The sequence below is a fragment of the Streptomyces sp. NBC_00273 genome, from assembly GCF_036178145.1.
Classification (GTDB): Bacteria; Actinomycetota; Actinomycetes; order Streptomycetales; family Streptomycetaceae; genus Streptomyces.
Window position 1 is genome coordinate 7,643,116 of record NZ_CP108067.1, and the last position, 26,218, is coordinate 7,669,333.

26 protein-coding genes are annotated in these 26,218 nt (G+C 70.7%); all 26 read left to right on the plus strand.

Annotated features, from left to right (window positions below; all coding sequences use genetic code 11):
- Positions 1–2 precede the first annotated feature (2 nt).
- The 26 genes from OG386_RS34225 (at position 3) to OG386_RS34350 (ending at position 26,091) form a co-directional block, all read left to right on the plus strand.
- Positions 3–1,649, plus strand: a complete 1,647-nt coding sequence (locus tag OG386_RS34225; protein WP_328791254.1) for a thiamine pyrophosphate-binding protein — start codon at positions 3–5, stop codon at positions 1,647–1,649.
- A 37-nt stretch (positions 1,650–1,686) separates the two neighbouring features.
- Positions 1,687–2,121: a nuclear transport factor 2 family protein gene (locus OG386_RS34230; RefSeq protein WP_328791255.1), complete on the plus strand. Its 435-nt coding sequence runs from the start codon at positions 1,687–1,689 to the stop codon at positions 2,119–2,121.
- Positions 2,122–2,144: 23 nt separating this feature from the next.
- Positions 2,145–2,600, plus strand: a complete 456-nt coding sequence (locus OG386_RS34235) for a nuclear transport factor 2 family protein (RefSeq protein ID WP_328791256.1) — start codon at positions 2,145–2,147, stop codon at positions 2,598–2,600.
- A gap of 13 nt (positions 2,601–2,613) precedes the next feature.
- Positions 2,614–2,997 (plus strand): nuclear transport factor 2 family protein, encoded by a 384-nt coding sequence (locus OG386_RS34240; RefSeq protein WP_328791258.1) that lies wholly within the window; start codon positions 2,614–2,616, stop codon positions 2,995–2,997.
- Positions 2,998–3,006: 9 nt separating this feature from the next.
- A complete protein-coding gene (locus OG386_RS34245; protein WP_328791259.1) occupies positions 3,007–4,611 on the plus strand; it encodes a GMC family oxidoreductase in 1,605 nt (534 codons plus the stop codon).
- A complete protein-coding gene (locus OG386_RS34250; RefSeq protein ID WP_030008820.1) occupies positions 4,604–5,215 on the plus strand; it encodes a DJ-1/PfpI family protein in 612 nt (203 codons plus the stop codon). The genes OG386_RS34245 and OG386_RS34250 overlap by 8 nt, the downstream gene beginning before the upstream one ends.
- Entirely contained in the window at positions 5,215–5,652 is a 438-nt protein-coding gene (locus OG386_RS34255; protein ID WP_328791260.1) for a VOC family protein, read from the plus strand. The genes OG386_RS34250 and OG386_RS34255 overlap by 1 nt, the downstream gene beginning before the upstream one ends.
- Before the next feature lie 3 nt (positions 5,653–5,655).
- A complete protein-coding gene (locus tag OG386_RS34260; protein ID WP_328791261.1) occupies positions 5,656–7,479 on the plus strand; it encodes an AGE family epimerase/isomerase in 1,824 nt (607 codons plus the stop codon).
- A 37-nt stretch (positions 7,480–7,516) separates the two neighbouring features.
- Positions 7,517–7,867 carry an STAS domain-containing protein gene (locus OG386_RS34265; RefSeq protein WP_030008823.1) on the plus strand — a complete coding sequence of 117 codons (351 nt, stop codon included), beginning with the start codon at positions 7,517–7,519 and terminating at the stop codon, positions 7,865–7,867.
- Positions 7,864–10,011, plus strand: coding sequence for a glycogen debranching protein GlgX (gene glgX / locus OG386_RS34270; protein WP_328791262.1), 2,148 nt, complete (start codon positions 7,864–7,866; stop codon positions 10,009–10,011). The genes OG386_RS34265 and glgX overlap by 4 nt, the downstream gene beginning before the upstream one ends.
- A 16-nt stretch (positions 10,012–10,027) precedes the next feature.
- Positions 10,028–10,339, plus strand: a complete 312-nt coding sequence (locus OG386_RS34275) for an STAS domain-containing protein (protein ID WP_327386436.1) — start codon at positions 10,028–10,030, stop codon at positions 10,337–10,339.
- A 14-nt stretch (positions 10,340–10,353) separates the two neighbouring features.
- Positions 10,354–10,809 carry an ATP-binding protein gene (locus OG386_RS34280; RefSeq protein WP_328793469.1) on the plus strand — a complete coding sequence of 152 codons (456 nt, stop codon included), beginning with the start codon at positions 10,354–10,356 and terminating at the stop codon, positions 10,807–10,809.
- Positions 10,791–12,047 (plus strand): PP2C family protein-serine/threonine phosphatase, encoded by a 1,257-nt coding sequence (locus OG386_RS34285; protein ID WP_189740364.1) that lies wholly within the window; start codon positions 10,791–10,793, stop codon positions 12,045–12,047. The genes OG386_RS34280 and OG386_RS34285 overlap by 19 nt, the downstream gene beginning before the upstream one ends.
- The gene (locus OG386_RS34290) at positions 12,048–12,791 is read left to right on the plus strand and encodes a MinD/ParA family protein (RefSeq protein ID WP_327386437.1); all 744 of its coding nucleotides are present in this window, start codon (positions 12,048–12,050) and stop codon (positions 12,789–12,791) included. It abuts the gene before it with no gap.
- A 70-nt stretch (positions 12,792–12,861) separates the two neighbouring features.
- Complete coding sequence (locus tag OG386_RS34295) at positions 12,862–13,602, plus strand: type 1 glutamine amidotransferase domain-containing protein (protein ID WP_328791263.1); 741 nt, start codon at positions 12,862–12,864, stop codon at positions 13,600–13,602.
- Between the two features lie 29 nt (positions 13,603–13,631).
- On the plus strand, positions 13,632–15,125 hold the full coding sequence (locus OG386_RS34300; protein ID WP_328791264.1) for an aldehyde dehydrogenase family protein: 1,494 nt from the start codon (positions 13,632–13,634) through the stop codon (positions 15,123–15,125).
- 87 nt (positions 15,126–15,212) lie between these two features.
- Positions 15,213–15,827: an NADPH-dependent F420 reductase gene (locus OG386_RS34305; RefSeq protein ID WP_328791265.1), complete on the plus strand. Its 615-nt coding sequence runs from the start codon at positions 15,213–15,215 to the stop codon at positions 15,825–15,827.
- A 2-nt stretch (positions 15,828–15,829) separates the two neighbouring features.
- Positions 15,830–16,354: a (2Fe-2S)-binding protein gene (locus tag OG386_RS34310; protein WP_328791266.1), complete on the plus strand. Its 525-nt coding sequence runs from the start codon at positions 15,830–15,832 to the stop codon at positions 16,352–16,354.
- A 5-nt stretch (positions 16,355–16,359) separates the two neighbouring features.
- Entirely contained in the window at positions 16,360–18,765 is a 2,406-nt protein-coding gene (locus OG386_RS34315) for a xanthine dehydrogenase family protein molybdopterin-binding subunit (RefSeq protein WP_328791267.1), read from the plus strand.
- Positions 18,762–19,595 carry an FAD binding domain-containing protein gene (locus tag OG386_RS34320; RefSeq protein WP_328791268.1) on the plus strand — a complete coding sequence of 278 codons (834 nt, stop codon included), beginning with the start codon at positions 18,762–18,764 and terminating at the stop codon, positions 19,593–19,595. Before OG386_RS34315 ends, OG386_RS34320 begins: the two co-directional genes overlap by 4 nt.
- Before the next feature lie 60 nt (positions 19,596–19,655).
- Positions 19,656–20,912, plus strand: a complete 1,257-nt coding sequence (locus OG386_RS34325; protein ID WP_327386444.1) for an MFS transporter — start codon at positions 19,656–19,658, stop codon at positions 20,910–20,912.
- On the plus strand, positions 20,909–22,435 hold the full coding sequence (locus OG386_RS34330) for an ATP-binding protein (RefSeq protein ID WP_328791269.1): 1,527 nt from the start codon (positions 20,909–20,911) through the stop codon (positions 22,433–22,435). The genes OG386_RS34325 and OG386_RS34330 overlap by 4 nt, the downstream gene beginning before the upstream one ends.
- A gap of 12 nt (positions 22,436–22,447) precedes the next feature.
- On the plus strand, positions 22,448–22,789 hold the full coding sequence (locus tag OG386_RS34335; protein WP_030830361.1) for a nuclear transport factor 2 family protein: 342 nt from the start codon (positions 22,448–22,450) through the stop codon (positions 22,787–22,789).
- Positions 22,790–22,903: 114 nt separating this feature from the next.
- Positions 22,904–23,551 carry a TMEM175 family protein gene (locus OG386_RS34340; RefSeq protein WP_030010896.1) on the plus strand — a complete coding sequence of 216 codons (648 nt, stop codon included), beginning with the start codon at positions 22,904–22,906 and terminating at the stop codon, positions 23,549–23,551.
- A 72-nt stretch (positions 23,552–23,623) separates the two neighbouring features.
- Complete coding sequence (locus OG386_RS34345; protein ID WP_328791270.1) at positions 23,624–24,940, plus strand: IS701 family transposase; 1,317 nt, start codon at positions 23,624–23,626, stop codon at positions 24,938–24,940.
- The gene (locus OG386_RS34350) at positions 24,940–26,091 is read left to right on the plus strand and encodes an XdhC family protein (protein ID WP_328791271.1); all 1,152 of its coding nucleotides are present in this window, start codon (positions 24,940–24,942) and stop codon (positions 26,089–26,091) included. Before OG386_RS34345 ends, OG386_RS34350 begins: the two co-directional genes overlap by 1 nt.
- Positions 26,092–26,218: the final 127 nt, after the last annotated feature.

The following is a 26,218-nucleotide window of genomic DNA, read 5'->3' on the forward strand; positions in this document are numbered from 1 at the left end:
TCATGGAAGCCACTCCCGGACGGGAAAGGCTGATCGAGCAGTTCAAGGCCGACGGCCTGAATGTGATGTTCGGAAATCCGGGGACGGTGGAACAGGGATTCCTCGACGCGGTGGACGCGGCGGAGGACTTCCACTACGTCCTCGCCCTCCAGGAGACCGTGGCCGCCGGCATCGCCGACGGGTACGCCCGGGCGACCGGCGGCGCGGCCCTGCTCCAACTGCACTCCGGCGTCGGCCTGGGCAACGGCATCGGCATGCTCTACCAGTCGCTGCGCGGCCACACCCCGCTCGTCGTGGTCGCCGGTGACGCCGGGGTCCGCTACGACGCCATGGACGCGCAGATGGCGTCCGATCTGGTGGCGATGGCCAAACCGGTGACCAAGTACGCGACCCGGGTCACCGACCGGCACTCGGTCCTGCGCACCGTCCGGCGGGCCGTGAAGATCGCGCTCACCCCGCCCCGCGGGCCCGTGTTCGTGGCGCTGCCCATGGACGTGCTGGACGAGCTCAACTCCGAGCCCGTCCTGCCCTCCACGCAGGTGCTCACCGACGTGTCGCCCTCGCCGGCCTCGGTGGGCCGGGCGGCCGAGCTGCTCGCCTCCGCCGAGCGGCCGATCGTCCTGGTCGGGGACGGGGTCGCGCTCTCCGGGGCGCAGAACGAGCTCGTCGCCGTCGCCGAGCTGCTGGGCGCCGACGTGTACGAGGTCGACTCGTCCGAGGTGAACATCGCGGCCTCGCACCCGCTGCGGCGGGGCCAGACCGGGCACATGTTCGGCCCGCACAGCAAGGAGCTCGTCGGGGACGCCGACGGGGTGCTGATCGTCGGCACCTATGTCTTCCCGGAGGTCTTCCCCGAGCTGGAGAGCCCCTTCAAAGCGGGCGCCAGGGTCGTCCACATCGACCTCAACGCCTACGAGATCGCCAAGAACCACCCGGTGGACCTGGGCCTGGCCGCCGATCCCAAGCAGGCGCTGCGCGCGCTGGCCGGCGTACTGGAGCGGCGGCTCGGCCCGCAGCAGCGGGCCGCCGCTGCCGCGCGCCTCGACGTACGGACCCGGGAGCGGGTCCGCGAGGTGCGGGAGGCCCGCTCGGCCCCGGACGACGGCACGCCGATGGCCGTCTTCCTGAAGACCCTGGCCGAGCGCACCGGCGGGGACCTGATCGTCTTCGACGAGGCGCTGACCACCTCGCCGCTGGTCACCCGGTACCTGCCGGCGGAACGTCCCGGCGACTACCACCTCACCCGGGGCGGCTCGCTCGGCGTGGGCTTCCCGGGCGCGGTCGGGGCCAAGCTGGCCCGGCCGGAGCGGCTGGTGGTCGGCTTCGCGGGCGACGGCGGGTCCATGTACACGTACCAGGCGCTGTGGACGGCGGCCCGGCACGGCATCGACGCCAAGTTCGTCGTGTGCAACAACCGCAAGTACCGGCTGCTGGACGACAACATCGCCCAGTACTGGCGGGAGCGGGACATCCCGGAGCACGGCTTCCCGCACTCCTTCGACCTCTCCCACCCCGAGATCGACTTCGCCGGGCTGGCCCGGTCGCTCGGCGCCGGCGGGACGCGCGTGGAGAAGCCGGACGAGGCGGTCGCCGCCGTGGGCCGGATGCTGTCCCACCCCGGACCCTTCCTCGTGGACATCCAGATCTGACCAGAGCACTCACGCAGCACGGACAGGAGGAGACCGCATGCCCGCCGAGCGGCAGCTGACCGAGGACGCGATCCGCAGTTTCGCCGAGAACTGGTACGTGGCGCTGGACCAGCACGTGGGTCCGGACGACGTGCTCGCCCTGATCACCGAGGACCTGGAGTTCAAGGTCCCCGAGGACACCTTCCTCGGACACGAGGGGTTCGGCCGCTGGTACGCGGCCGTCACCCACCGCTTCTTCGACGAGGTCCACACCGTCACGAAGGTGGAGCCCGTCATCGAGGGCGACCGGGCGGTCGTCCGGGTCCTCGTCAACTGGCAGGCCAAGATCTGGGACCCGCCGGCCGCCCGCAGCCAGTGGCTCGGCTTCGACGCCGACCAGACCTGGACGGTCGTGGCCGGCCCGGACGGACCGCTGATCAAGCAGTACACCGTCAACGACCTGGCGCCGATGCCCGGTTCCGGCTCGCTCTGAGCGCCGGCGAAGGAGGAGCGACGATGACCGAAGTGACACGGGAACGGGTCGAGGCGGCCTATGCCGCCCTCGGCTCCGGCGACCGGGCGCGCATCCTGGAGTACTACTCCGAGGACCTGCGCTGGCTGGTGCCGGGCAGCCACCCGCTGGCCGGCTGGTACGAGAGCCTGGACGCCTTCCTGGAGCTGATGGGGCAGACCCACAAGCTCACGGGCGGCACCTTCCGGATGGACATCCAGGCCGTCCTCGTCGGCGAGGACTGCAGCGCCGACGTGTGCCGCAACGTGGCCCTGCGGGACGGCGCGGACGAGACGAGCACGTCTGCGTACGAGCGGATGGACTACCCGGTCTTCCACTTCATGCGGTGGCGCGGCGGCCGGATCGTCGAGGGCCGGGACGGGCTCTTCGGGGACTCGGCGACCGCCTTCAGCCAATTCTGGGCGCCGTTCGCGCCCGACGGAACCCGCAGGGACCGATAGGGGGTCGAGCGCGATGGACCGACACGAGAGCCACACCGAAATCCTCCGAAAGTACTACGAGTACGCCAACGCCGGGGACTGGGACCGCTGGTGCGACCTGTTCGCCGACGACCAGGTCATGGACGAGCAGCTCGCCGGCCACATCGAGGGCCTGGACGTGCTGCGCTCGATGATGAAGGGCATGGGGACGATGTACCGGGTCTTCCGGAACGAGCCCGTGCACTTCCTCGTCGACGGCGAGAAGGCCGCGGCCGTCTCCCACCTGACCGCGGTCAGCGCCTCCGGCGAGCCCATCGAGGCCGAGGTCATGAACTTCTTCCGGATCGTGGACGGAAAGATCGCCTACATGGCGAACTACCACGACACGGTTCCCTTCCAGGTGCTGAGCCAGGACTGAGGGGGATCCGTGAGCGTCGAAGAGTACGACTACATCGTCGTGGGATCCGGCACCGCCGGCAGCGTGCTGGCCGACCGGCTCTCCGAGGACCCTGACGTCTCCGTGCTGGTCCTGGAAGCGGGCGGCTCCCGCATCCCGCCCGAGGTGGACGACCCGTCCTCCTGGTACAAGCTCCTCGGCGGGCCGGTGGACTGGGGCTATACCAGCACCCCGCAGCCCGGACTCGGCGGCCGCCGTACGTACGAACCGCGCGGCAAGGCCCCCGGCGGCAGCAGCAACCTCTACATCATGATGCACATCCGCGGCCACGCCTCGGACTTCGACAACTGGGCCTACCAGGGCGCCGCCGGCTGGTCCCACGAGGACGTGCTGCCCTACTTCGCCCTGCTGGAGGGCCAGGAGGACGTCACCGCCGCCACCACGGGCACCCGGGGCCCGCAGCGGATCACCAACGCCGGGCGGCACGGCCCCAACCCGGTCTCCCGCGCCTTCATCGACGCCGCCGTCGAGCTGGGCCACCAGGAGATCGCCGACTTCAACACCGACGGCCCCCGGCGCGGCCTCTTCGGCACCGGCTGGCACCACATCGACGTGGCCGACGGCCGCCGCCAGGGCGCCCTCGCCGCCTACCTGGAGCCGGCGCTGCGGCGCGCCAACCTGACCCTGCGCACCAACGCGCAGAGCACCCGGCTGCTGTTCGACGGGGACACCTGCACGGGCGTCGAGTACGTCCAGCTGAAGGCTCCCGCCGACTTCCCGGGCCGGACCGTCCGGGACGGCCACAGCAGCGCCGCGGCGCCCGGGCTGCACACCGTACGGGCCCGCCGCGAGGTGGTCGTGGCGGCCGGGGCGATCGAGTCCCCGAAGCTGCTGCTGCTCTCCGGCATCGGCCACCCGGAGCAGCTGCGCGAGCACGGCATCGAGGTCACCGCGGCCCTGCCCGGGGTCGGCGAGAACTTCCACAACCACGTCCTGACCGGGCTGATGGCCGAGGTCACCCAGGAGCTCCCGCCGCCGGCGCAGAACCTGTCGGAGAGCGCTCTATTCCTGTCCTCGCAGCCCGGGCTGCCCGCCCCCGACCTGCAGATCGCCTTCGTCCACGTGCCGTTCGACGTGATCGTCGGCCAGGACCACCCCCACACGGTGTCCATCCTGCCCGGTGTCGTACGGCCCGTCTCGCGCGGTTGGATCAAGCTGGCGAGCGCCGACCCGCTGGCCCACCCGCTGATCAACCCGAACTACCTGGGCGACCGGTGGGACCTGGAACGGATGGTGCAGGGCATCAAGATCGCCCGGGACATCTTCGCGACCTCCGCCTTCTCGCCCTGGTACAAGCAGGAGCTGCAACCCGGCCCCGGCTACGCGAGCGACGACGACCTGCGGACCTTCGCGAAGCAGAAGTCGGAGAGCTACCACCACCAGGCCGGCTCCTGCCGCATGGGCATCGACGACCTCTCCGTCGTCGACCCCGAGCTGCGGGTGCACGGCGTACGGAACCTGCGCGTGGTCGACGCGAGCGTGATGCCCGCGGTCCCGTCCGGCAACTGCCACACCGCCATCGCGATGATCGCCGAGCGCGCGGCGGACTTCCTGAAGGGAACCTCCCGTGTCTGACGCGGTGCTGCGCGAGGGCGCGCTGTCCGGGACCCGGATCGCGGTCCTGGTCGAGAGCGACTACTACGAGCCGGAGATCTTCTATTACCAGCACCGGTTCGCCGAGGAGGGCGCCGAGGTCGACTTCCTGACCCGGCTGTGGGGCAACGACTCCATCACCTTCACCGGGCACGAGTACCGGGCGCCCTTCACCGCCACGCAGTCCCTGGAGGGGCTGAGCGACGCGGAGCTGCGCCGGTACGCGGCGATCATCGTGCCCTCCGGCATGGTCGCCGACCGGCTGCGCTACACCGAGGACGTGGACGTCCTCGCTCCGGCGACCGAGCTGCTGCGCCGGGCCTTCGAGGAGCCGACGGTCCTCAAGGGGATCATCTGCCACGGCATGTGGCTGGCCTCCTCGATCCCGGACAAGATCCGCGGCCGCAAGGTGGTCTGCCACAACAACCTCATCGGTGACGTCCGGAACATGGGCGGGGAGTACGTCGACGAGGACGTGGTGGTCGACGGGGACCTGGTCACCGGCCGCACCGGAGCCCACCACCACCTGTTCGCCCGCCGGATCATCGAACTGATCGCGGCCGGCCGGGGCCGGGGAGCCGGCTGATGGCCGCCGGGCTGCGGTGGTCCCACGTGGGCCTGAACTGCACCGACCAGAAGACCACCGAGGAGTTCTACACCCGGTACTTCGGCTTCGCCCGGGCCCGGGTCGTCGACCTCGGGGAGGCGCAGATCGTGTTCCTGCGCAAGGGGGACGCGTACCTGGAGCTCTTCGCGGCCGGCGCCGCCGAACCGGCCCGCCCGGCACACGACGACGGGCCGCAGGCCCCCGGCCGGATGCGCCACCTGGCGTTCCAGACCGACAGCGTGGACGCGTTCCTGGCAGAGCTGGGCGACGCGGCGGAAGTGACCCTGGGACCACTGGACTTCGACGACTTCATCTGCGGCTGGCGGACCGTGTGGGTCCGCGATCCCGACGGGGTCATCGTCGAGGTCAGCCAGGGGTACGAGGACGACGGCTCTCACGACAAGGACGGTGCGTGACCCATGGCTGACGCCGTGACCTTCTCCTTCTCCGACACGATCGCGGGATACGTCACCCGCTTCGACTCCGGGGCCCGGCTGCTGAGGCTGAAGACCTCCGACGGGCGCGAGTTCGACGTCTCCCTCGCCGGTGACCCCAGTGCCGAGCTGGTCCGCAACCTGGACGAGCCCTACATCGACGCCTCCGGGCACATCGACGAGATGCTCTCGCCCGGCCGGTTCCTCTTCGTCTACGGGGTCCACTACCCGGAGCGCGGCGGGAGCTTCGACGCCAAGCGCCTGGTCTTCCTGGGCCGCGGGTCCGAGGACTACCGCTTCGAGGAGCCCAGCTGGTGGATCAAGCAGATCGAATCCCTGGCCGACTTCTACAAGCGGGCGCAGTTCGGCGACGGGCCGGTGGACTTCACCGAGTACCGCACCGAGATCCGGCTCGGCGGTGACAAGACCGCCAGCCACGTCCAGGAGACCGACACGATCTCCCGCCTCGTCTACGGCATGGCCTCGGCCTACCTGCTGACCGGCAAGGACGAGTACCTGGAGATCGCCGAGCGCGGCACCGAGTACCTGCGCAAACACATGCGGGTCGTGGACAGCGAGGAGGACGTGGTCTTCTGGTACCACGGCATCAGCGTCGACGGGGACAGCGAGCGCAAGCTCTTCACCTCGGAGTTCTCCGACGACTACGACGCGATCCCGATGTACGAGCAGATCTACGCGCTGGCCGGCCCCATCCAGACGTACCGGGTCACCGGTGACGTCCGGATCAAGAACGACGCGGACGCCACCATCAGGCTGTTCGACAAGTTCTTCTTCGACCCGGAGCAGGGCGGCTACTACTCGCACATCGACCCGATCCTCTTCAGCGCCGACCACGAGTCCCTCGGCGAGAACGCCGAGCGCAAGAACTGGAACTCGGTCGGCGACCACGCGCCCGCCTACCTGATCAACCTGTACCTGGCGACCGGCGACCAGAAGTACGCCGACTTCCTCGAGTACACCTTCGACACCATCGCGGACAAGTTCCCGGACTACGAGAACAGCCCCTTCGTCCAGGAGCGCTTCTTCCGCGACTGGTCGCACGACGCCGCCCACAGCTGGCAGCAGAACCGCGCGGTGGTCGGCCACAACCTGAAGATCGCCTGGAACCTGATGCGGATGAACTCGCTGAAGGCCAAGCCGGAGTACGAGCGGCTCGCCAAGAAGATCGGCGAGATCATGCCGGCGGTCGGCAGCGACGTGCAGCGCGGCGGCTGGTACGACGTCGTCGAGCGGATCAAGGAGGGCGACCAGGAGGCGTACCGGTTCGCCTGGCACGACCGCAAGGCCTGGTGGCAGCAGGAGCAGGCGATCCTCGCCTACCTCATCCTGAACGGCACGGTCGGCGGCGACGCGAACCTGCGCGAGGCCCGGCAGGCCCAGGCCTTCTACAACACCTTCTTCCTCGACCACGACGAGGGAGCCGTCTACTTCAACGTGCTCGCCAGCGGTACGCCGTACCTGCTCGGCACCGAGCGGCTCAAGGGCAGCCACTCGATGTCCATGTACCACTCGGCGGAGCTCTGCTACCTCTCCGCCGTCTACAACAACCTGCTCATCAACGGCCGGGAGATGGACTTCCACTTCCAGCCCGACCCGACGAACCTGCCCGACCGCATCCTGCGCGTCTCGCCCGACCTGCTTCCCGCCGGTTCGGTGAAGATCGCGTCCGTGGAGATCGACGAGAAGCCGTACACCGACTTCGACGCCGATGCCCTCACGGTCCGGCTGCCCGACGTGCAGAGCCGCGTGAAGGTCAAGGTCCGGCTGCGTCCGGTCGCCAAGAAGTAGCGCTCAACGGGGGGCGCCCCAACCAGAGGGGAATGCAATGACTCTCAACGTCAAGGAACGCCGGAACAAGACGGGCACCGTGCTCGTCGCCACCGGCGAGATCAACAGCGAGACATCCGGCTCGCTGCTCCAGGCGCTGCTGCCGCTGGTCCGCGAGGGCAAGCCGCTGAAGATCGACCTCACTGCGGTCACCTACGTCTCCAGCGCGGGCCTGCGCACCCTGCTCGTGGTCTACCGCGAGGCGCAGCACGCCGGCGTCGCCGTCACCCTCTACGGGGTGAGCGAGGAAGTCCGGTTCGTCATGTCGGCCACCGGGTTCCTCGACTTCTTCGAGACCGGCGAGGCCGTCGCCGCGGCCGCCAAGGCCAAGGCCAAGGCCGCGCGATGACCGAGACCCGGTCCGAGCAGGTGCTGCGCGTCGACGCGTACCCGACCCACGAGGTGGGCGGGTACCGCGTCCGCGCCGGCAAACCGTTCCCCTTCGGGGCCAACGTGGTCCCCGGCGGGGTCAGCTTCTCCGTCTTCTCCGACCAGGCCACCTCCATGACCCTGGTCATCTTCAAGCGCGGAGAACCCGAGCCGATGGCCGAACTGGAGTTCCCCGAGGAATTCCGTACCGGCAGCGTCTTCGCCATGACCGTCTTCGGCCTCGACCACGAGAACATCGAATACGGGTACCGGGCCGACGGCCCCTACGACCCGGTCACCGGCCACCGCTTCGACGCCCGACAGGTGCTCTCCGACCCCTACGCCCGGCTGATCGCCGGCCGCGACGTGTGGGGCGTGGAGCCGGACCGCAGCCGCGGCTACCAGTACCGCTCCCGCGTCTGCCTCCAAGACTTCGACTGGGGCGACGACACCCCGCTGGGCATCCCCGCCGAGGACCTCGTCGTGTACGAGACCCACGTGCGCGGCTTCACCCGGCACCCCTCCTCGCAGGTCACCGCACCCGGCACCTTCGCGGGACTGCGCGAGAAGATTCCGTACCTGAAGGAACTCGGGATCAACTGCATCGAGCTGCTCCCGGTGTTCGAGTTCGACGAGAGCGACAACCCGCGCACCAACCCGGAGACCGGCGAGCAGCTCTTCGACTACTGGGGCTACAACACCGTCTCGTTCTTCGCGCCCAAGGCCGGCTACGCGGCCACCGGACGCTACGGCATGCAGGGCGACGAGTTCCGCACCCTGATCAAGGACCTGCACGCGGCCGGCATCGAGGTCATCCTCGACGTCGTCTTCAACCACACCGCCGAGGGCAACGAGCAGGGCCCGACGATTTCCTTCAAGGGGCTCGACAACGCCACGTACTACATGCTCACGCCCGAGGGGTACTACTTCAACTTCAGCGGGACCGGCAACACCGTCAACTGCAACCACCCCGTCGTGCGCAACTACGTGCTCGACTGCCTGCGCCACTGGGTCGCCGACTACCACATCGACGGCTTCCGCTTCGACCTGGCGGCCATCCTCGGCCGGGCCCTGGACGGCACCCCGCTGCCCAACCCGCCGCTGCTGGAACTGCTCGCCTACGACCCGGTCCTGCGGCACACCAAGCTCATCGCCGAAGCCTGGGACGCCGGCGGCCTCTACGAGGTCGGCAACTTCCCGGCCTACGGCCGCTGGGCCGAGTGGAACGGCAAGTACCGCGACACCGTGCGCAGCTTCCTCAAGGGCGACCCCGGCGTCACCGGCGAACTGGCCACCAGGATCGCCGGCTCGCCCGACCTGTACGCCACCCGCGGCACCGCGGCCTCGGTCAACTTCCTGACCGCGCACGACGGTTTCACCCTCGCCGACCTGGTCTCCTACAACGACAAGCACAACGAGGCCAACGGCGAGAACAACGGCGACGGCGCCAACGACAACAACAGCTGGAACTGCGGCGCCGAGGGACCCACCGACGACCCGGAGATCAACGCGCTGCGCACCCGGCAGATGAAGAACGCCCTCGCGATCCTCTTCACCAGCCAGGGCATCCCGATGCTGCTGGCCGGGGACGAGGTCGCCCGCACCCAGCAGGGCAACAACAACACCTACTGCCAGGACAACGAGCTCTCCTGGTTCGACTGGGACCAGGTCGACGACAACGCCGAACTGCTCCGGTTCACCCGGGAGATGATCGAGTTCCGCAAGCACCACCGCGAACTGCGCTCCACCGCCCACCCCACCGGCCAGGTCCGCGAGCACCTGGGCCTGCCGGACATCAGCTGGCACGGGGAGCGGGCCTGGCAGCCGGACTGGTCGGCCGAGAGCCGGCTGCTGGCGGTGGCCCGCTGCGGCACCGGCGACGACGACGTGGTGTACGTGGCCATGAACGCGCACTGGGAGTCGCACGACCTGGAACTGCCCGCCCTGCCGGGAGGCCGGAGCTGGCACCTGTTCGCCGACACCGGGGCCGAAGCACCGTACGACATCCGCACCCCCGGAGCCGAGCAGGAGCTGGACAACGCCGGGAAGTACCTGATCGGCCCGCGCTCGGTCGTGATCCTGGTGGGCCGCACTCACGTTTCCGACGACCTCGACACGCCCTGACCGAAGGAGACCTGACATGCCGCTTTCCGTGTCCCTGAGCATCGAGGGCGACACCACCGTGATCGAACTGACGGGCGAGCTGGACGCCAAGACCGCGCCGGACTTCCACCGGACCATAGAGAAGGCCGCCGGCCACGGCACCCAGACCGTCGAGATCAGGATGGCCGGCGTCGGCTACATGGCCAGCGCCGGACTGCGCTCCTTGGTCTTCGCCCAGCAGAAGGTCGCGAACGACGTCACCATCAAGGTGGTCGGTGCCATCGAGCCCGTGTCCCGGACCATCCGGACGGCCGGGCTCGACCGGAGCATCGTTCTCGCCGATGAGTGACCACCGTGACTGACATGGTCGAACTGGCGAGGAAGTCCTGCGTCTTGGAAGTGCCCGCAACGGTGGGGGCACTGGGCGAAATCGCCTCGTTCGTACTGCGGCTGGCCGGAGCGGCGGGCCTCGACAAGGGCGCCGCCTACCGGCTCCGGCTGGCCGTGGACGAACTGGCCACGAACGTCGTGATGCACGGGTACCGGGGCGGTGGCGGACGGATCACCGTCCGCGGCCGCTCCGGCCCGGACGGGGTGCAGATCGTCATCGAGGACACCGCACCCCCCTTCGACCCCGTCGAAGGCCGCTTGCCGCCCGCCCCCGGGGTCCCCCCGGAGGATCGGCGGATCGGCGGCCTCGGCATCCACCTGGCGCTGACCAGCGTGGACGAGTTCGGCTACGCGCACAGGGACGGCCGCAACATCAGCACCCTGACTGTGAAGGCTGAGGGGACGGACCGATGCCCTCCACGACCGTGATCATCCTCGACGCGTACCCGCCACCGCCGCCCGAGCTGCTCGACGCCCTGCGGACGATGGACGCGGCACTCGTCACCCGCTCCCTGACGGAGCTGCGCGAAGGCGCGCTGGAACTGCTGCCCGTCGCGGACGTGCTGCTCGCCCCCGCGGAGTCCGACGGGGAGGCGGTACGGATGGCCGTACGCCGGCTGCGCCGCTGGGCCGGGGCCCCCATCGTGGTCGTCTGGACCGTGACGGAGTTCGCCGCCCTGGAGGAGCACGTCCGGATCGGGCACGACTACCTCGTACCGCCCTTCCTGCCCGCCCTCGTCGGGGCCCGGCTGCACAGCTGCTCGGAGCGCGCCGGACTCGGCCGCACCCTGCGGGAGGCCGACGCCCGCGCCGAACTCATGGGCTACGAGAAGGAACTGGAGATCGGCCGGGAGATCCAGGCGGGCTTCCTGCCCGAATCGATGCCCGTCCCCGACGGCTGGGAGATCGACGTGCGGTTCCGTCCCGCCCGACAGGTCGCCGGAGACTTCTACGACGTCTTCGAGATCTCCCGCGGCCGCCGGCTCGCCTTCGTCGTCGCCGACGTCTGCGACAAGGGGGTCGGAGCCGCGCTGTTCATGGCGCTCATCCGCTCCCTGCTGCGGCACACCGCGCAGAACAGCGGCCTACAGCACCTGGTCGCCGGACGCGCCGGCGGCAGCCGGCGGATCCCGGTCGTCGGCGCCACCCCACTGCTCAACGCGGTCACCGCCACCAACGGCTACCTCACCCGCAACCACCTGCGGCAGGGCTACTTCGCCACCCTCTTCTTCGGGGTGCTCGACCCGCTCACCGGCAGCCTCGTCTACATCAACGGCGGCCACAACCCGCCCCTGCTGCTGCCCGCCGACGGCAGCCCGCCGGTCGCCCTCCACATCACCGGGCCGGCCGTCGGGATCCAGCCAGACTGCGTCTACACCCTCGGCTACGCCCAGCTCGACCCGGGCGACACCCTGTTCGCCTTCACCGACGGGGTCCCCGAGGCCCGCTGCCCGAACGGCAGCTTCCTCGGCGACGACCGGATGCTGGAACTGCTCGCCGGGCCGCCGGTCAGCGGCAAGGACGTGGTCGACCGGATGGACCTGGCGGTGCGCGAGCACACCGGCACCGCCGAACAGCACGACGACGTCACCATGCTGGCCCTGCACCGGCCACGCGCGGCGCGGGGGCCGCGCGCGGACGGCGCCGGCACCCGGGTGGTGGCCTAGATGACCCGCACCATCGTCGTGCACTCGCACCGCGGTGGGACGGGCAAGTCCTCGGTACTGGCGAACCTCGCGCTGCTCCTGGCCGCCGAGGGGCGCCGGGTGGGGGTGGTCGACACCGATATCCAGTCACCCACCCTGGACCTGCTGTTCCGTCTGGGGCCCGGTGCCTCCCTGACCGACTACCTGCTCGGCCGCTGCGAGATCGAGACCACCGCCCAGCAGGCGGGCGCGCCCGGGCTGTACGTCGTACCGGCCCGGACCGGGACGGCCGCCCTGCGCGAGATCATGGCCGGGGGCTACGACGTGGGGTTGCTGCCGGAGGGCTTCGACCGGCTGGCCGCGCACTACGCCCTCGACGTGCTGCTGCTCGACACCCACGCCGGGCTCAACAACGAGTCGGTGACCGCCATGGCGAGCGCCGACGTACTGATGATCATGGCGCGGGCCGACCGGATCGACCTCTCCGGCGTCGAGGAGACCATCGCCCTCGCCGGGCGACTGACCTGTCGGCGGAACCTGGTCCTGAGCATGGCCCCCGAGGGCATCGACCGGGACGCGGCCCGCCGCCGCTCCGAGGCCGTCTACGGGGCGCCACTGGCCGGAATCCTTCCCTACTCGCCGGAAATGGCGGCTCTGTACGGGGAACGCATATTTGCCGAAGCCCACCCCGACCACCCCCTGGTCGGTGAATTCCGCACCATCATCTCGGCGTTGGACGCACGTGACGAAGTATCGCGGGCCTGACGTCGTCCCCCTTACGCCCCCTGCGGGTGGCGTGTTGAATCGGCAGCGAATCCAGAACAAGGAGAGAATCATGAAGATTCTCGTCGTCATGACGGCCAAAGCCACACTGCATCTGCTCGACGGTGAACAGCACCCCTCGGGATTCTGGGCCGAGGAATTCGTCGTGCCCTTCTCCCTCTTCAAAGCGGCCGGCCACGACGTGGACGTGGCGACGATCGGAGGCAGGGCGCCGACGGTCGACCAGACGAGCATCGACCCCCAGTTCCTCCAGTGGGTCCGCCCCCAGGGCTCGCCGGACGAGGACGCGGCCAACGCCGCCGAATACGTCCGGGCCATCGAGAACACTCCCCAGCTGAGAGCCCCCATCGCACTGGAGACCCTCACCGAGAAGGACATCACGGACTACGACGGCGTGTACGTCAGCGGCGGCCACGGCGCCATCGGTGACCTCCCCAAGTCCGACGAGCTCGCCCAGATCCTGCGCTGGGTCATCGCGCAGGACAAGCCGCTCGCCACCGTGTGCCACGGCCACACCGCACTGCTCGCCCTGCGCGACGGCGAAGGCCGCTGGCCCTTCGAGGGCTACCGGATGACCGCCTTCTCGCACAGCGAGGAACTGGTCACCAACATGGCCGGCCGGCTCCCGCTGATCCTGGAGGTCGAACTCACCCGGCTCGGCGCCCGCTACGAGAAGGCCGAAGCCATCTGGGACTCGCACGTGGTCGTCGACCGCAAGCTGACGACCGGCCAGAACCCCTACTCCTCCAAGGCCCTCGCCGAGACCTTCTTGACGCAGCTCGCCGAGGGCTAGTCCCCCGCACCCGAAACCGGAAGGCAGCCATGACCAAGCGTGAGCTGAGCGGCCAGCCCCTCGCCAACCCCGGGAAACTGTTCATCGGCGGCGCCTGGGTCCCGGCCCAGGACGGCCGTACCGAACCGGACATCAGCCCCGTGGACGGGCAGGAGATCGTACCGGTGGCCCAGGCCGCCGCCGCCGACGCGGACGCGGCCGTCGCCGCCGCCCGCAGGGCGTACGAGGAAGGCCCCTGGAGCAGACTGTCCGCCCAGGAGCGCGCGCTGCGGCTGAACCGGGTCGGTGAGCTCATCGAGCGCGACCTGGAGGAGATCGCCCTGCTGGAGACCGTGGACATGGGCAAGCCGTTCGCGTTCTCCAGCACGGTCGACGCCCCCATGGCCGCCCAGCTCATGCACTACTACGCCGGGGCCGTGACCCGCGTCGACGGCTCCTCGCGCGCCCCGGCCGGCGGCCAGCTCGCCTACACCCTGCGCGAACCGCTGGGCGTGGTCTGCGCCATCACCCCGTTCAACTTCCCGCTGCTGCTGTCGATGACGAAGATCGCACCGGCGCTCGCGGCGGGCAACACGGTGGTCCACAAGCCATCCCCGGCCACCCCGCTGACCGCCCTGAAGATCGCCGAGCTCTTCCAGGAGGCGGAGATCCCCGACGGGGTGCTGAACGTCATCACCGGTCCGGGCGTGGAACTGGGGGAGACCCTCACCGGCCACCCCGACATCGACAAGATCGCCTTCACCGGTTCCACCTCGGTCGGCCAGACCATCATCCGCAAAGCGGCCGGCACCCTGAAGAAGGTGACGATGGAGCTCGGCGGCAAATCCGCCAACATCGTCTTCGCCGACGCCGACCTCGACGCCGCCGAGGAACTCGCCTTCTTCGGCATCTACTACAACAAGGGCGAGATCTGCACCGCCGGCTCCCGGCTCCTGCTCCAGCGCCCCATCCACGACGAGATGGTCGAACGCCTGGTCCGCCGGGCCGCCGACCTGAAGCCCGGCGACCCGCGCGACCCGGCCACCCTCTTCGGACCGCTGGCCCACCGCGGACAGTTCGACAAGGTCAGCTCGTACATCGAGGTCGGCGAGAAGGAAGGCGCGGTCCTGCGCACCGGCGGCAGCGGCTGGACCCCCGAGGGCGCCTCCAACGACCTCTCGGCTGGCTTGTACTTCCTGCCGACCGTCTTCACCGGCGTCGACAACGGCATGCGGATCGCCCAGGAGGAGATCTTCGGCCCGGTCCTGTCGATCATCCCCTTCGACACCGAGGAGGACGCCGTGCGCATCGCCAACGACAGCGCGTACGGCCTCGCCGCCGGCGTCCACACCAAGGACCTGCGGCGTGCCCACCGGGTCGCCTCGCAGATCAAGGCCGGCACGGTCTGGGTCAATTGCTACAACCAGTACGACCCCGCCGTGCCCTACGGCGGCTACAAGGCCTCCGGTTACGGCCGCGAGTGCGGCCCCGAGTCGCTGGAGAGCTACACCCAGACCAAGTCGGTCTGGATCGGCATGGACTGAGAGCGCGACCGGAACGACGAACGAGCCGGAACGGCGAGCGAGCGCGACCGGAACGGCGAACGAGACCCCCTTCCCGAGGAGCGGCACATGCGGACAGGCATCATCGGCACCGGGCGGATCGGCTCGGTCCTGGCCAGGATCCTCGTGGCGGCAGGCCACCAGGTCGTCCTCGCGGGCGCCCGGGGCCCGCAGACCCTCGGCCCGCTCGTGGCCGAGCTGGGCCCGGCTGCCTCGGCGGCGCACCCCGCCGAGGCAGCCGACCGGGCCGAACTCCTGGTGCTGATGGTGCCCTTCGAAAGCGTCCGCGGGCTGCTCCCGCCGTACGCCGTGCAGGACAAGGTGCTCGTGGACGCCACGAACGCGTTCGGCGGCCCCGGCACCCCCGCAGACCTCGGCGGGCGCGGCTCCAGCGACCTGGTCGCCGAGTGGTACCCCGACGCCCAGGTCGTCAAATCCCTGAACACCATGCATTTCGAAACCCTCGCCGTCGCCGGCACCGCCCCCGGAGAGCGCCTGGCCCATTTCACCGCGGGCGACGACGCGAAATCGAAGGAAATCGTCGCGGGAATCATCACGGATCTGGGATTCGCGCCCGTGGACACCGGCCCGTTGCACTCCGGAGGAATTCTCCAACAGCCCGGCGGGCCCCTTTTCAACCGGCCGCTCACGGAAGCGCAGGCGCTGGCATGGATATCACACTGAATGTGAACGGAAGACCCGAGCAGTTCTCGGCGCGGCCGAACGAACTGCTCGTGGAACGGCTCCGCGACGGCCTCGGGCTCACCGGCACCAAGGTCGGCTGCGACACCGGCCAGTGCGGCACCTGCGTCGTCCGCCTCGACGGCCGGTCCGTCAAGAGCTGCCTGGTCCTGACCGCCTCCGCCGCCGGCAGCGAGGTGGCCACCATCGAGGGCGAGACCACCCGCGGCGGTGAACTGTCCGGCCTCCAGGAGGCACTGCGCCAGGAACACGGCACCCAGTGCGGCTTCTGCACCCCCGGCATGGTCATGGCACTCGGCGAACTCGTCGACTCCACCGCCGGCGGCGAAGCCCCCACCGAACCCGAGATCCGCGAGTGGCTCACCGGCAACCTGTGCCGCTGCACCGGCTACCACAGCGTCGTACGGGGCGTGCAGCGCGCCTGCGCGGCCGCCCGCGCCGAGGCGCCCTCCGGAGCCAGCGAGCCCGCCGCCGTCGCCGCGTCCACCGCTGCCGGACAGGAGGTGTGAGGGACATGACCGCAGTGACGGGGGAGGCCCCGGCCACGGGGAGCGGAGTCCTCGGACAGCCGCTGGACAGCCGCGAGGATCCGCAATTGCTGCGCGGCGAGGCCACGTACGTGGCGGACATCGACCTGCCGGGCACCGCCCACATGGCCATCCTGGGCAGCCCGGTGGCGCACGCGAAGATCCTCTCCATCGAGACCAAGGCCGCCGAGCAGCTGCCCGGCGTGCTCAAGGTGGCCACCGCCGCCGACTTCACCGACGTCATGCCGCTGCCCTGCATCTGGATCCCCGGCGGCGTCGAGAGCCACTTCCCGCCCCACCCCTACGGACTTCCCGGCGCCCGCCCGGTCCTCACCGGCGACACCGTCCGGCACGTGGGCGACCCCATCGCCGTGGTCGTCGCCGAGACCCCGCGCCAGGCCACCGCGGCGCTCGCCGCCATCGCCGTCGAGTACGAGCCGCTGCCCGTGGTCACCCGCGCCGACGAGGCGCTCGCCGACGGCGCGCCCCAGCTGCACGAGGCCGTCCCCGGCAACCTGAACGCGTACTGGACCTGCGGCGACAAGGACCGCACCGACGCGGCCATCGCCGAGGCCGAGGTCACCGTCGAGCTCGACCTCGTCAACCAGCGCACCATCAACAGCCCCATCGAGCCGCGCGGCGCCGTCGGCGACTACGACGCGGCCACCGGCGAGTACACGCTCTACGCCTCCACCCAGGGTCCGCACAACCACCGCTTCCTGCTCTCCGCGCTGGTCCTCGGCATCCCCTTCAACAAGCTCCGGGTCATCGCCCCGACCGTCGGCGGCAGCTTCGGCACCAAGGGGTACCTGTACCCCGACATGGCGCTCGTGCTGCTGCTGTCCAAGGCGCTCGGCCGGCCCGTGAAGTGGGTGGACACCCGTACCGGGCTGATGAACTCCACCGTCCAGGGCCGCGACCACCGCCAGCACGTGACGCTCGCCGGCACCCGCGACGGCCGGATCACCGCCGTGCGCTGCACCAGCTACGCCAACCTCGGCGCGTACCCCTCCACCATCGGCCCCGGTGTCGCCACCGCCCTGATGGGCCGCTCCATCAGCGGCATGTACGACATCGACGCCGCCTTCTGCGAGGTCTACGCCGCCTTCACCAACACCGTCTCGCTCGGAGCCCAGCGAGGCAGCGGACGCGCCGAGGCCGCCTTCCTCATGGAGCGGCTCGTCGACCGGTACGCCGGCGAGATCGGCATGGACCCGGCGGCCGTCCGCCGCAAGAACCTGGTGCCGAAGGAGAAGTTCCCGTACGACAACGGACTCGGCTGGACCTACGACTCCGGGAACTACCAGCTGAACTTCGACAAGGCCATCGAGCTGTCGGGCTACGCCGACATGCCCGCCCGCAAGGCCGAGGCCCGCACCCGCGGCAAGCGGCTCGGCGTCGGCCTCGCCACCTACGTGGCGATCTGCGGGGTCGGCCCCTCCACCCGGATGTCCCAGGAGGGCATGCTCGGCGGCACCTGGGAGAGCGCGAACATCCGCGTCCACCCGACCGGCGAGGTCACCGTCATCGTGGGATCCGCCTCCACCGGCCAGAGCCACGGCACGGTCTTCGCGCAGGTCGCCGCCGACGAGCTCGGCATCGACCCGGACACCGTCCAGGTCCTGGAGGGCGACACGCAAAAGGCCCCGTACGGGCAGGGCACCTACGGTTCCCGCTCCTACAGCATGGCCGCGCCCGCCGTCGCCCTCACCGCCCGCAAGATCAAGAGCAAGCTGATCCGGGCCGGCGCCGTCTTCCTGGGGGTCCCCGAGGACAAGGTGGTCTACGAGGGCGGCCGCGTCTTCGAAGAGGGCAACGAGCAGAACACCAAGACCTTCGCCGAGCTGGCGATGTCCATGTGGTACGGCTGGGGGCTGCCCGCCGAGATCGAACCCGCCCTCGACGAGACCACGCACTTCGACCCGCCGGACTTCAACTACCCCTTCGGCACGCACGTGGCGGTCGTCGAGATCGACGAACTGACCGGCGAGACCGAGGTGGTGTCCTACACCGCCGTCGACGACGCCGGCCACATCGGCAACCCCAAGATCGTCCTCGGTCAGATCGAGGGCAGCATCACGCACGGCCTCGGCCAGGCCCTGATGGAGGCCGCCGTCTACGACGAACAGGGCCTGCTCATCAGCTCCGACCTGACCACGTACGCCCTGCCGCGCGCCGCCGACGTGCCGTTCTTCACGCTCGACAAGACCGTCACGCCCAGCCCGCACAACCCGCTCGGCGCCAAGGGCGCCGGCGAGATCGCCACCGTCCCGCCCGCCGCGGCCGTCGTCAACGCCGTCGTCGACGCCCTGTCCGACCTGGGCGTCCAGCACATCGACATGCCCCTCACCCCCGAGAAGGTCTGGCGCCGCCTGAGAGGAGAAGCCCAGTGATCCTCACCGAGTTCGACTACGTCCGGCCCGCCGGCCTCGACGAGGCGCTCGCCCTGCTGTCCGGGACCCGCGGCGCCCGGGTCCTGGCCGGAGGCCAGAGCCTGCTGCCCGACCTGCGCGCGGGAGCCGACCGGGCCGCGCTGCTGGTCGACATCCGGCGGTTGGAGGAGCTGCGCGGCGTCACGCGCACCCCCGACGGCACCCGGCTGCGGATCGGGTCCCTCACCACGCTCGCCGAGCTCGCCGTCGACCCGCTGGTGCTCGCCGAGGCCCCGGAACTGGCCGCCGCGGCCCGCGCCAACGGCGACCCCCAGGTCCGCAACCTCGGCACGGTCGGCGGCAACCTCGCCGCCGCCGGGCGGGCCACCGACCTGCCGGTCGCCGCCCTGGCCGCCGACGCCGTGGTCGAACTGGCCGGCCCCGGCGGGCGGTCCACCCTGGCGGCCGAGGAGCTCGCGGCCGGCAGCCCGCCCGCCGCCGTGGTCCTCACCGCGCTGCTCGTGCCGGCCGCCGGCCCGGCCGCGGCCTTCGAGAAGACCGCCGACCGCGCCACCCGCTACCCGGTGTGCGCCACCGCCGTACGGATCACCCCCGGCGGGCTGCGCATCGCCGTCACCGGGGCCACCTCCCGGCCCTTGCGGCTGCGCGGGGTCGAGGACCGGCTGCGCGGGGGCCCGTACGGCACGGACGCCGTGCTCGCGGCCTTCCGCGCCGAGCCCAGGGAGCTCTTCGTCCCCGGGCGCGGCACCTCGGCCGAGTACCTCGGCCATCTCGTGGGGGTCCTCACGGCCCGAGCCTTGCAGAGGGCCGAGCAGGCCCTCGACCGATAGCCCGACAGGGCACGCCACGGGGCCCGCACGGGCCCCATCACGGGGGAGTTGAGTGACGCAGTGGCCGACACATCCGAGACGACCACGGGGGTAACCGTGCACCCAGCCGCCCGCGCGGCCAGTGCGCCCAGAGGCTCCGGCTTCTGGGTGGTGGGAGCGGTCCTCGTCCTGCTGATGCTCTCCTCCTCCGTGCCTTCCGCCCTCTACGTGCTCTACCAGCAGGAGTGGGGGCTCTCCTCCGGCACGATCACGGTGGTCTTCGCCCTGTACGCGGTCACCGTGCTGGCCGGGCTGCTGCTGTTCGGCTCCCTCTCCGACACCCTGGGCCGGCGCCCGGTCCTGGGCGGCGCACTGGTCCTGGCCATGGTCTCGATGGTCCTGTTCGCCGGGGCCCAGGGCCTCGGACTGCTGCTGGCGGCCCGCGCCGTCCAGGGGCTCGCCGTGGGCCTGGCCACCGGGGCGATGGGCGCGGCCCTGCTGGAACTCAGCCCCGCGTCCAGACCCGCACTCGGCGCCCAGGTCAACAGCGCCGGCCCCACCGTGGGCATCGGGCTGGGCGGGATCGGGGCCGGACTCCTGGTCCAGTTCGCGCCCGCGCCGACGGTGCTGAGCTACCTGCTGCTGGTCGGGGCCTTCGCCGCGACCTTGGTGGGGGTGGTCCGGATGCGGGAGAGCGCGCCGGGAGCCGGCGGCCGCTTCCGGGTGGTCCCGCACCGGATCCGCGTGCCGGCGGACGCCCGGGGCCGCTTCACCGTCCTCGTCCTGACCATCGTCGCGGTCTGGTCGGTGGGCGGCTTCTACCTCTCCCTCGGCCCGCACCTGGCGCTGTCGCTGCTGGAGTCCACCAACTACCTCGTCGGCGGGGCCACGGTCGCCCTGCTCGCCGGCGCCGCCACCGCCGCCCAGCTGGCGCTCGGCCGCACCGAGGCACTGCGCACCGCCGTGCTCGGTCTGCTCGGCCTCCTCGCCGGACTCGGCCTGGTGCTGCTGGCGCTGGGCATCCGCTCGGCCGCCGTGTTCCTCGTGGCCACGGCCGTCCTCGGCAGCGGCTGGGGCGCGGCCTTCCTCGGCTCCTTCCGCGCGCTGAGCACGCTCGCGCAGCCGGCGCACCGCGGTGAACTGACCGCCGCCGTATACGTCTTCGCGTACCTCGCGATGAGCGTTCCGGCGGTCCTCGCCGGGATGCTCACCAACATCCACGGGCTGCACCGCACTTCGGTCGGCTTCATGGCCGCCGTCGCCGGCGTGTGCGCGCTGGCCCTGCTGGCCACCCTGCGACTGGCCGCCCGTACCAGGGCCGAGGGGAGTGCGGCGTGAACGCGGCGGACACCAAGGGCCCGCAACTGCGGTCGGCCCTGCGCGAGCTGGAGATCTTCGCCGGGATCACCGAGGAGCAGCTGGACTGGCTGGTCTCGGTGTCCGAGCCCCGGGTCCTGGCCGACGGCGACGTCCTCTTCCGGGACGGCGAGGAGGCCACCGGCTTCCACGTCCTGCTCTCCGGCGGGCTGGTCGTCACCAAGGTCGTCGACGGCCGGGAGGAGGTGCTCACCCGGCACTCCACCGAGGAGGAGAGCGTCGCCGCCGAGGAGCATGACGGCAAGCCGTCCGCCGCCCACCGGTTCACCGGCGAACTGCCCCTGCTGACCGACGGGTCCTACGTGGCCACCGCGGCCGCCAGCGGCCCGTCGACCACGGTGGTGGCCTACCCGAAGCCGGTCTTCTTCGAGATGCTGACCCGCTGCCACGGGGTGGCCGCCGTACTGATCCCCGTACTGGCCTGGCGCATCAAGTCCTCCGAGGTGCAGGCCCGCAAGCGGGCCACCGTGGAGGCGCTCGGCACCCTGGCCGCCGGGCTCGCCCACGAGCTGAACAACCCGGCGGCGGCCGTGGCCCGGGCCGCGCAGGAACTGGCCCCCGCCCTGGACCGGCTCACCCGTACCGCCCAGGCCTGGGGCGCGGCCGCCTCGGGCGCGGAGCGCTCGCTCCTGGACCGGATCGCCGACGAACTGGACAAGCTGCCGCCACCGGCGACCACCGACCCGTTCGCCCAGGCCGACGCGGAGGAGGCGATCGCCGACTGGGCCGAGGAGGCGGGCATCGAACGGCCCGGCCTGCTCGGCTCCGGGGTCGCGGACCTCGGACTGGAGCTGGGCTGGCTGCTGGAGCGGCTGGAGGGCGTGGGGGAGCCGGCGCTCGCCCCGGCCCTGGACCACCTGGCGGCGCTGCTGGAGATCCGCTCGCTCGCGGCGGAGCTCCGTGCCGCGGGGCCCAGGATCTCCCAGCTCGTCTCCGCCACCCGGGATTACGCCAACCTCGACCGGGCGCCCGAACAGCGCTTCCCGGTGACCGACGGACTGGAGAACACGCTGGTCGTCCTGCGCGCCAAGCTCGCCGGGATCACCATCGTGCGTGAGTACGAGCCCGACCTGCCCGAACTGACGGGCTATCCCAGCGAGTTGAACCAGGTGTGGACCAACCTGGTCGACAACGCGGCCGAGGCCATGGAGGGCTCCGGGGTGCTGACCCTGCGGGCCCGCGCCGAGGGCGTCTGCATGGTCGTCGAGATCGCCGACACCGGCCGCGGCATCCCGGCCGAGTCCCTGCCGCGGATCTTCGAACCCTTCTACACCACCAAGGACGTGGGCAAGGGTACGGGCCTGGGGCTGCACCTCAGCTACCGCATCGTGACCCAGCGCCACCACGGGTCGATCACCGCCCGCTCGCGTTCCGGCGAGACCCGGATGGTCGTCCGGCTGCCCTTCGCCGGCAGCGCCCAGTCCTGCGCCTCACCTGCGACAACACCCGAAACGGCACCCATCGTGGGCACCCGTCCCAGTTGAAACGGAGTCGACATGGCCACGTACGACATCTCCAAGCTGCACCCGGTTTTCGTCCGCCAGATGGAGGCGCTGGCCGCCCTGGACATCGAGGCGGTGATGAAGAACTACACCGACGACGCCGTGCTGCTGCGCTTCGAGGGGGTCTCGGTGGGGATCGAAGCGGTTCGCGAGACGTTCACCGGCTATCTCACCGTGAAGCCCACGCTCGTGGAACTCCAGGAGTACATCGAGACCGAAGACACCATCTTCTACCGGGCGATCATGAACCTGAACGGCGAACCGGAGCACGCGTTCGGGACACTCGTCGTCCGCGATGGCCGAATCTGGCGCCAGACAGCCGGATTCGGCGGCTGACGGCCGAAATCTGGGTAGCGTGTGCGGGGAGGGCGCCGCAGCGCCCTCCCCGTATGTGTGGCATAGCGCGCGAGTGTGGGCCGCCTATATGCAAGAAGTGGCAAAGGGGAGGCAATGGAAAGTGAAACCGGGCGGATCGAGGCATTCAGTGACGGCGTATTCGCCGTCATCATCACGATCCTCGTTCTGGAATTAAAGGTTCCGGAAGAAACCGGCTCGGACTTCTGGCACGGAGTCCGGGAACAGTGGCCCCATTACGCCGCCTACGTCGTGAGTTTCCTCATCATCGGTGTGATGTGGGTGAACCACCACACCATCTTCAGTCACCTCAGGCGGGTGGACCGCCCCCTGTTGTTCCTGAATCTCCTCGTGCTGATGGTGGTGTCGGTGGTCCCGTACACCACCAACGTCCTCGCCGAGCACCTCATGGAGGAAGGCGGCTCCGCCAACGCGGCCGCGGTCCTCTACAGCGCCGTCACGGTGGCCTACGCCCTGGCGTTCCTGGCCTTCTGGTGGTATGTCACCCGCGTCGGCCACCTCTTCCACGAGCAGGTGGACAAGGAGGGCGCACGCGCCACACGAGTGCGCTTCGGCCTCGGAGCCATCGCGTACCCCCTCACCGTCCTGCTGGCCTTCTACTCCGCACCACTCACACTTGTCGCCCACTTCCTGATCGCGATCTACTATGCGGCGAACCAGATCCCCATCCCCCTCGTGGTAGAGGAAGAGCGGCTCGAAACTGCCAGCGACCTCAGGAAGTAGCCGCCGGGGCCTACGGCCGTTCTATGCGGTCAAGTAGGGTATTGGATCTAGCTGGTCGCGGGGGAGGCCCAGATGGCTCGCGTAGTCCTGCCGGAGGATTCCACGACGGAAATCTCCGAATTGATCGACGTCCTGATCTCTCTGCTCTTCGAATCATTACCCCGGCGGGACCAGCGAAACTGGGCCCGCGTTTATCTGAACGGCCTGGTGCGGACCACCGGGAAGAAAACAATTCGTAACATCGCCGGAACAGGGGCCAGTTCCGTCGAGCAGAGCCTCCAGCAGTTCATCAGCAAGTCCCCCTGGGACTGGACCCCGGTCCGCCGCTCCCTCGCCCAGCACCTCGAACGCACCGCACAGCGCCCCCTGGCCTGGGTGCTCCAGCCCATGGTCATAGAGAAGGCGGGGGACCGCTCCGTCGGCGTCGGCCGGCAGTTCGTCCCCCAGCTCGGCCGCACCGCCAACTGTCAGCAGGCGAGCGGGATCTGGCTCGCCTCCAGCGAGGCCAGCTTCCCGGTCGAATGGACCCTCACCCTCCCCGGGCCCTGGACCAACGAACTCCTGCGCCGCCGCCGGGCCGGCATCCCCGACACGGCCCGCTCCCTCACTCCCGCCCAGGACGCCGTACACGCCGTCCAGCGGATGGCCGCCAGCTGGCAACTCCAGCGCCGGCCCGTGGTGATGGAGGTCGCGGGCGCCGATCTCCCGCAGAGCATCGAGTCCTTCACCCTCCAGGACATCCCCTTCGTCTTCAAGGTCGACGGCTCGCTGCCGGTCTCCTTCGGCGGCGCCGGCCGGTTCAAACCCGGGCCGCACACCGCCCCGGCCCGCGAACTCATCGACTCCCTGCGCTCCCAGCGCCGCGTCGTCGAATGGACCCGGCACGGCCGCGCCGAGGGCGCGGTCACCCTGCTGACCTCGGCTTCGATCTTCGCCACCCCCTGCGAGGACCGCCCCGTACCCGCGCCGCCCACCCCGCTGCTGCTGGTCGGAGCATGGACCGAAGCCGCCCTGCTGCCCTCCGAGTTCTGGATCACCAACATCGGTGACCGGCCGCTCGCCCAGCTCTTCCTGCTGGCCAAACTCACCGACCGCGTCTCCCTCGACTTCGCCGAGACCTGCGAACCCGTGGGCATCCGGGACTTCGAGGGCCGCTCCTTCCGGGGCTGGCACCACCACGCCACCCTCGCCAGCGTGGCCCACGCCGCGAAACTGCTCGGCGCGCGCCCGCCGATGCCCGACGGATACCCCGGACCCACCCGGTCGGCCGCCGCGACGGCCCGACCACCTGCCGCCCGACCACCTGCGGCCCGGCCGGCGACCCCGGCCGTCCTGCCGCCGCGCCCGCACCTGCCCGGACAGGCCCCGCGCCGCGAGTACATCCGCTGATGCTCGACATAGCCGACGAGCTACGCGCGTGGTGCGCCGCGCAGCGGGAGTTCGCACTCGCCACCGTCGTCGCCGTCAGTGGGAGCGCTCCCCGCGGCCCCGGCGCGTCCCTCGCCGTCGACGACAAGGGCACCGCGCTCGGCTCCATCTCCGGAGGCTGCGTGGAATCCGCCGTGCACGAACTGTGCCTCGACGCCCTCGCCTCCGGCGAAGGCGGCCTGCACCGCTTCGGCTACAGCGACGACGACGCCTTCGCCGTCGGCCTGACCTGCGGCGGAGTCCTCGACGTCCTGGTCACCCCGGTGCGCGGGCTCGACCCGGTCCGGCCCGTGCTCGGCTCGGTGCTCGACGCCGCCGCCGGGGGCGCCCGGGCCGCGCTCGCCCGGGTGGTCTCCGGACCGCCGACCCAGCTGGGCCGGGCGCTCGCCGTCCACGCCGACGGCACCTACGAGGGCGGACTCGGCGGCGGCCCCGACCTGGACCGGACCGCCGCCCGGCAGGTACGGGCGCTGCTGCTGGCCGGGCGCACCGGCACCGCCGAGCTCGGCACGGCCGGCGGGCTCTGCGGGCAGCCCCTGACCCTCCTCGTGGAATCGGCGGCCGAGGCGCCCCGGCTGCTCGTCTACGGGGCCATCGACTTCGCCGCGGCCCTCGCCCGGATCGGCGCCTTCCTCGGCCACCGGGTCACCGTGTGCGACGCCAGGCCCGTCTTCGCGACCCCGGCCCGCTTCCCCGGCGCCGACGAGGTGGTCGTCGACTGGCCGCACCGGCACCTGGCCGCCGAATGGGACGCGGGCCGCCTGGACTCCCGTACCGCGGTCTGCGTCCTCACCCACGACGCCAAATTCGACGTACCGCTGCTGGAACTGGCCCTGCGGCTGCCCCTGGGCTACGTGGGAGCCATGGGATCGCGGCGCACCCACACCGAACGCGAGAGACGCTTGCGGGCCCAGGGCGTCACCGACGCCGCCCTGGCCCGCCTGCGCTCACCCATCGGACTCGACCTCGGCGGCGCCACCCCGGAGGAGACCGCGCTGGCCATCGCCGCCGAGTTCACCGCCGTCCGGCACGGCGGATCGGTGCTCCCCCTGGCCGGGCGGCGCGGCCCCGTCCACCGCCGGACCCGGCCCGCCGGGACCAAGGTCCCGTAGGAAAAGACCACCCGGCCCGGTATGTCCTGGACGATCAGCCCGGGCGGTGTGAACGCCAGGTCGTGGGAGAATGAAGTACGTGCGTTTCCTCGGCTGTCCTGCCGGGGCGTAGACGGATCCTTCGATC